Raw genomic sequence first — 6,554 nt, 5'->3', positions numbered from 1 at the left:
GTCAACGTCTGTTCCGGGCGGTCGATCTCCTCCCGTGCGGTTTCCTCCAGCGCGGAGTGTCGGGCAGACGGCGACAGTTGGGTGCTGCCCTCTTCGCTTGAAAGTTTCAGCAGCCGAACTATCCGGTCGAATTCCTTCTGGTCGGAGTCCCTCTCCGTGGAGTGACGGGTTGACGGCAACAACTGGGTCTTGCCCACGGCTCTCGCCAGTTCTCTCCACTCCCCGGCCACTGCCTGTAAGGCTTGGTGCAACATCGTGGGTAACGCTTTTCCCCGTCTTTCGGCTCGGCGGAGAATCCCCTCGCAGGCTTTCTGCGACAGAAAGTATTTCCGAGGGATCGGCCCTGTCTCCAAGACGTTCGACAAGTTCGTTAGGCACGGCAAGGAGAAAACACCGTCGCCTGCGTTGGGCGAGGCCGAAATATTGGGCATCGAGTGTTCGGTAACCCACTCGGCGCTTCGTTCCCCAGAATACGCCAGTCGAAGGCCACTTCCCGGTTTCAGTTTCAACGGGCGCATCCTGCCCGCAGATTGCTCCGACCAGGCATCCAAAAGCGTTGTCCCGCGTGCTGTAGATTCCGGGGACGTTCTCATAAAGAGCGAGTATTGGTTCCCTTCCATGTTTCCTCCTGATGTTGTCGATGTGATTGATGAGATGAACGTAGGTGAGCGTCAGGTTGCCGCGAGCGTCATCGAGGGAGCCCCGAAGACCCGCCACGCTGAATGCCTGGCATGGTGGCCCACCCGCCAACATGTCGCATTCGACCAGCAATTCCTCTGGCCAGTTGCGGAATTGGGTCATGTCGCCGAGGTTTGGCACATGCGGATAGTGGTGAGCAAGAACTGCGTTGGGGAAGGGTTCAATTTCTGAAAATGCGAGAGGTGTCCAGCCGAGCGGGTGAAAGGCAACTGTGGCGGCTTCAATTCCCGAACAGATTGAGATGTACTTCATTGCCACCCCCTACGCGAACAATGGCATGGCTGAAATAACTTCGGTTCGGGTTTGAACCATGCCGATGGCCCCGCCTCCGTACCAAGCCCGGTACGTCTCAATGGCGTGCGGCGTAGTCAGTTCGACGGTTGCGGAGTACATGTTGGCGTTCTGTTTCAGGCCGGTGACTTTGACGCGTCCGCGTGTGCCGAGGTGTTTCGTGGCGTGGATGTGGATGAGTTGGGCGGGGGTCATGGGGTGTTCCTTCCTTGGTTGGTTGAAAAGAGTATGACTGCGAAGCGGCCATGCTCTTGACTAGCCAAGCGGCAATGAGCGGGGGGAGGGGTCAAGACTGACGACGGAAGTGTTTTGAAGCGAAGCGCCCGCGAGGAATGGACGCGAAGCGGACAGGGGAAAAGACTTCTGGCGGCACCCGAAGGGCTTGGTCTTGATGCCGATGGGGACGCGAGTCCCCCACTTGCTTCCTTGCGATGCGGAAACGTCACGGTTGCTGTTCCTTCCAGCCGACCAACCGCTGCACCTGTTTGTGCGTCACTGCTGGAAGTGGCTTGTCAGGCTGCTTCCACCACTTCGTCACGGTTCCGGGGCTGCGGCCGAGGTAGTAGGCAAAGCGGGATCGAAATCGTTCACCGTAGATGCGGATCAGGTCGTTTTGGATTTGTGTCGGGGTCATGGGGCTTCCTTCTGATTTGGGAAGCCGACAATAGCCCGTTTCATTTGCTTGCGCAAGACACAATTTGCTAGGGCAAGAAGAAATTGCTTGCGCAAACGCACGCATGCTGTACCCTCTCGACTGAACAATCAGGGAGGAAGTATGGCAGACAACATGCATGAAGAATGGAGGCCAGTGGTTGGCTTTGAGCACAAATATTTGGTGTCGAGTCGCGGATCAGTGTTGTCACTCAGGGCATCAAAACAGTTGAGTTTACGCACAAATACCAATGGCTACTATCATGTTGAGCTTTGGAATAATGGCATAAAAAAGATTTATCGCGTTCACTCTCTGGTCGCCAGTGCCTTTTTGGGGGAGCGACCACTAAAGCATCATGTCAATCATATCGACGGCAACAAGCAGAATAATTCCATGGGCAACCTGGAGTATGTCACACAGGCCGAAAACAATCGACATGCATTCAAGCTTGGGTTGAATCACTACAACTTGCAAAATCTCCGACCGGAAAATATGAGGAGATTTACAAAGCTCACAGATTCCCAAGTCGCCGAGATCAGAGCACTAAAAGGATTGGTCACACAAGCGAAACTGGCGCAGCAATTTGGGGTAGATGATTCGCATATATCTATGCTTCAAAACAACCGCCGTCGAAAACCATAGGTGTGATCCTTATAGGCTTGCCCCTTGCATCGGGAGGGGACAGCGTCCCCTTCTGCTTGCGTTAGAGATCGTAAGGGAGCGAAGCTGTCGGCTTGCCGACCGAAGCCCTGTAGAGGCTCGGGCCGAAGGCAACGCCCTCACCCTTTCCCCCCAATCAGTCGTCGCACCTGCCAATGCACCACTGCCGGAAGCGGTTTATCCCTATCTTTCCACCACTTTGTCACTGTCCCTGGACTTCTTCCAAGGTAAAGAGCAAAACGCCTTCGGAACCTATCCCCGTAGATGCGAATCAAGTCGTCCTCGATTTGGTTGGGGGTCATCTACACCGCTTCCTCTCCGTCATCCTCACGAGCCAGCTTCATCATGTCATGGAAGGCCAGATTGGCGTCTTCAATGATCCGTGCGAAGGGGATGGAACCCAACAGGGCGACAGGGTAGTAGGTGCTTCCCGACGCCGCCTTTTCCTCTGAGATGGGCAACTTGGCAAAGCGGCCTTTATCGTGAGGCTGCTTCTGAAAGCCCCGGTAGATTTCCAATTCGGAAGTGTCGAAGTTGGCGACGTAGCCCCATTCGCAGAACAGACTGTCGACGGGAAAGTCTTGTGCATCCCAACAAAAACCCGCTTTCAGCATTTCGTTCAAATCGCCTTGAGTTTTTCGGACCAAGCAATACCAGTCGGTCACGCTTTGATTGCTGACACGAAGGTCAGTCCAAGGAGCCAATTGCTCGATTTCTTCTGGAGTGGCGGGGGAATCGTCCGGTCCTTTTGGCTGTAGCCTTTTGGCTTTCTCGATAGTCGCATTTATTGTGGATTCATCAGCGAGAAGACCGGCGAGCGCGTCGATTGTTTCACGCCCCACGCCTTCGGGATAGCTGTCGAATTGCTGATAGGCCAACTTGTCCTTGCTCTCGATATGCACTCCGGTAAATCCTCTCGTTCCCATAACCACTCCGTCTGTTCGCCGGGCTTCATTGCCTGACAAAGCCGACCCTAGCGCGGAATGCGCGTTCAAGCAAGCAGTTTTTTGCATGGCCTTTGGGGCGTCAATTCTCAATCATGCTGGCAGATGGAAACGCCGTTGGCGTGTTGGTAAAGTGGATAGGATGTGGCTGGCGACGATGGTAAAAGCACAAACTCGTCGAATTCAGCCTGAAAAACAGTCTCGCAACCTCTCCGTTGGATGATCCATGTCAAATCCTCGAACAATCCCGATGGGCCGGGGAAGCTATTTCGCTGAAACGCCGGGTGTGCTGTCCTACGGGGACCGATCATGGATCAGCGTCGGCAAATATTGCTCTATCGCCAAGGGCGTCCGGTTCATCCTCGACGCGGATCATCATCCGAAGCGAGTCACCACTTCTTGGCGACCTGGAGATATTACGGGGACGAAGGGAGATATCCGGATCGGCAATGATGTGTGGATCGGGGCGTATGTCACCATCCTGTCCGGAGTGACAATCGGAGACGGGGCGATTATCGGGGCGGCGACAGTCGTGGCCAAAGACGTTCCTCCATATGCCATCGTGGTTGGCAATCCGGCCCGGATAGTCAAGTATCGATTCGACTCCGAGACCGTGGCCAAACTACTGGCGATCAGATGGTGGGAATGGCCGGAGGATCAAATTGAAAAAGAAGCCGGGTTAATTTGGTCCGTGCGGGTGGCCGAATTTGTCGCCCGGCATGGTTCCGATGTGTCAGATGGAATTCAGGGTGCGGCTTCTATTCCTGCCGTCAAGACAGTCGAGGAGGTCGGGAAGGCCGCTCCGATGTCCGACCAGAGCCGGGTGATGGCACATCCGCGGGTCATGTTCGCGTCGTACCGTGGCTTGGACGATCAAACGGATGGCATGATCAGTGTCCGTAACCTGTTCGCCGCGCTGACCGGGCGGGGATGGCGGTGCGGGATTTTCACCGGTCCCGCTCCGAATAACACGGCGGTTCTGCCGACAATGAAAATACCGCCGGAAAAGCCGGAGGGGTGGATCATCCGAGGTGAGATCGGCGGGGTTAAGTTCTCTGTTCGTTCCCGCAGCGTGTCAATTGGGTGCTCGGCGACTGAATTCGAGCCTGATCGAGTGCCAGCGGGCCAACCTTCGTTGGCAGAGAAGATTGCTGCCTTTATGGATGTTTTCAGTGGTGCTGCCGAGCGATTTAGGCCGGAGATTGTTCTGATTTGTGGTGATGACCCCGCAAATGCCGGGATTACCACCGTTGCGAGACTTTTGGGCGTAAAAGTGGCATGTTGGCTGCTTTTCGACGGAGATGTTGACTCGCAGGACTGCGGTGGGTATGACGCGATAATAGTTCCACTTAAATCAAACAGGCCGCGAGATCAAGCCTTTTCCGAGATCAAGCATGTTCCTCTTCCACGCCTTGATGACCAAGCAGATTTTGCGTTAAACTTGCTCTTGTGGGAAGAATTCTTGAACCATTTTGTCAGACGTGGGCGATCATAGCGGATTAATCGCGTCGTGAGAATGATTACACCAAGATTGATATTATTCTGACTGACCGTTCAATTTGACAAGAGAAATCGACCATCAGCATAATAGCGTTCGGAAACAATGAGGAATCCTCGCAAAAACCAAAGATTTTGCTTCATTATTTCCGAACGCTCTAAAGCAATATGGTTCTATCAAAGCCTCCTACTTCTCTCTTGCGGCGACTGCTTTTCGAGCCGCAAACGTCATTCGGTTTTGGAAATCTGACTTGGCTAGCTCATTAAGCAAAAGTCGGCATTCTTGCGAATTGATGGCTTCAAGACAACGAACCGAAACCGATGCTTCAGAACAACCCTCGCCCTCGATGAGTTTCAACAAATTTTTGAGACGAGAAGTCGATTCGGCAGAAAGAGTTGTTGAGAGAGCAGATCGTATCGGCATCTCGGCATACTCTCCAAGCATAAGAAGTGCCTTGGAGGCATGTTCTCGGCTAACATAATTATTGTCGTCAGTCCTCTTGATATGCTGTTTAATCGATGAGGATTCATCGTTGGCATAAGCATATTGTAGGTCCGATGCGACTTTCTGAATGTTGGGATTGTTAGTGGAACTGTCAAAAATCAGTGTGGCAAAAGTGCGGATCCAAATATTTTTAGCCGTTCTTAACTTGATTATGTCGTGCTGAGAAGGAGCGGGCAATTTGGAAGACCGCCAAAGCTCAAATATTTGGGGAATGGCGGTTTGATTGGCCGATAAATGTTCAGCCAATATTCTGGATAATACATTCTGATCACACCTCATCGTCGCAATGCGATTCAACCAATCGCAATCTTCCGCTCTTGAATGCGAACTGCCAAGACAATTCAACATCAACCCTAGAAACGCAAAATTGGAGACCTGGTCAAGCCATTGCCCGATTCGCCGCCGCTCAATATTTGAATTGCTAAATTTGTTCAGTTGATTTAGATAATAAGATTCAAATCTTGCAATTCCGCGAGCATTTAAAGCGACAGTGTTAAGGTTAATCGTTAATTTTAGACTTGATATCTGCTCTTGTCTGCCATCTCGCATCTGCAAAATTTTGCAAAATATCCTAGTATTTTCATTGCCTACCCCAAAAGCCGCATGCCTGTGATGCAAGCATTCAAATTCAGTCAGTATCGCGCCGGGTTCCAGATTGATTTCTCTGGAGGCTCCATTGCCATTAAGCCCGATTATCCTGAAATTTGCCGGATGATTTTCGGGCATGCTGACAGTGATGTTTGGCAAATCGCTATTCCATAAAATTGAAATAGAACGCGATCCTAAATATTTGATTTGACTTTGAATCACTACAGGCCCGTCAGAGAATGCAGCCACCACAGATGATGATAGGGAAAAATCCCGATCTACAGTGCGATGGGAAAATAACGTCAGCAAAACAAAAGAGATATTAATCGACGAATAAACCATTAATATGCCATCCGCAATTACAATTGTATAGTTTTAACTTTTTTCAGTAGCATGCAATTGATTTCATCAGTTAACAACATAAAATCAGAGCCTTCGATGGTCGTGTTCTTAATGCAGTTGATCCTTGACAGTCTTGCCCGCTTCTCCCTCTTGAGGATGTCAGATTCTTCTATGGTCGCACTCTTAATGCGGTAGTTGTTCAAAAAAATCGCCTCTAGCGAGATCTGTCTGCTCAAGCGTCAGAAAAAAAACCGCGACCACTCGTCCTGTCATAAAATCGCATAGCATCCCGCTGATCCAAAAATTTATAAGCAGCCAAGTTCGATTCAAACGTTTTTGGAGGCGATGGACGCCTCCAAAATTCCCGATGGTTTGT

The 6,554-nt window shown here is 51.4% G+C and carries 7 protein-coding genes and 2 pseudogenes; 3 read left to right on the top strand and 6 right to left on the bottom strand.

Annotated features, from left to right (window positions below; genetic code table 11):
- The 4 genes and pseudogenes from BGIM_RS67675 to BGIM_RS0145440 form a co-directional block, all read right to left on the bottom strand.
- Positions 1 to 254, bottom strand: a 254-nt coding sequence (locus tag BGIM_RS67675; protein WP_238537845.1) for a hypothetical protein, incomplete at its 3' end; no start/stop codon positions are given.
- Between the two features lie 364 nt (positions 255 to 618).
- A pseudogene (locus BGIM_RS68575) lies at positions 619 to 951 on the bottom strand (DNA cytosine methyltransferase); the annotation flags it as partial.
- Between the two features lie 9 nt (positions 952 to 960).
- A complete protein-coding gene (locus tag BGIM_RS0145445; RefSeq protein ID WP_020476217.1) occupies positions 961 to 1,185 on the bottom strand; it encodes a hypothetical protein in 225 nt (74 codons plus the stop codon).
- Positions 1,186 to 1,432: 247 nt separating this feature from the next.
- Positions 1,433 to 1,624, bottom strand: coding sequence for a hypothetical protein (locus BGIM_RS0145440; protein WP_020476216.1), 192 nt, complete (start codon positions 1,622 to 1,624; stop codon positions 1,433 to 1,435).
- 141 nt (positions 1,625 to 1,765) lie between these two features.
- On the opposite strand from BGIM_RS0145440, the gene BGIM_RS60900 reads away from it, so the two are divergent.
- A complete protein-coding gene (locus BGIM_RS60900) occupies positions 1,766 to 2,284 on the top strand; it encodes an NUMOD4 motif-containing HNH endonuclease (protein WP_020476215.1) in 519 nt (172 codons plus the stop codon).
- 320 nt (positions 2,285 to 2,604) lie between these two features.
- On the opposite strand, the gene BGIM_RS0145430 is transcribed toward BGIM_RS60900, so the two are convergent.
- Entirely contained in the window at positions 2,605 to 3,228 is a 624-nt protein-coding gene (locus BGIM_RS0145430) for a hypothetical protein (protein ID WP_084760645.1), read from the bottom strand.
- Between the two features lie 244 nt (positions 3,229 to 3,472).
- Between BGIM_RS0145430 and BGIM_RS68570 the strand changes: the two are divergent.
- A pseudogene (locus tag BGIM_RS68570) lies at positions 3,473 to 3,772 on the top strand (hypothetical protein); the annotation flags it as partial.
- Between the two features lie 6 nt (positions 3,773 to 3,778).
- The gene (locus BGIM_RS59540; RefSeq protein WP_238537849.1) at positions 3,779 to 4,741 is read left to right on the top strand and encodes a hypothetical protein; all 963 of its coding nucleotides are present in this window, start codon (positions 3,779 to 3,781) and stop codon (positions 4,739 to 4,741) included.
- A gap of 189 nt (positions 4,742 to 4,930) precedes the next feature.
- Here the strand turns inward: BGIM_RS59540 and BGIM_RS64355 are convergent, their stop codons facing one another.
- Positions 4,931 to 6,178 carry a hypothetical protein gene (locus BGIM_RS64355; RefSeq protein ID WP_157369950.1) on the bottom strand — a complete coding sequence of 416 codons (1,248 nt, stop codon included), beginning with the start codon at positions 6,176 to 6,178 and terminating at the stop codon, positions 4,931 to 4,933.
- Between the last annotated feature and the right edge of the window lie 376 nt (positions 6,179 to 6,554).

This window comes from Zavarzinella formosa DSM 19928 (assembly GCF_000255705.1).
GTDB lineage: Bacteria > Planctomycetota > Planctomycetia > Gemmatales > Gemmataceae > Zavarzinella > Zavarzinella formosa.
Note: the sequence above shows the minus strand (reverse complement) of the source record. Positions and strands in the feature narration are given on the sequence as shown.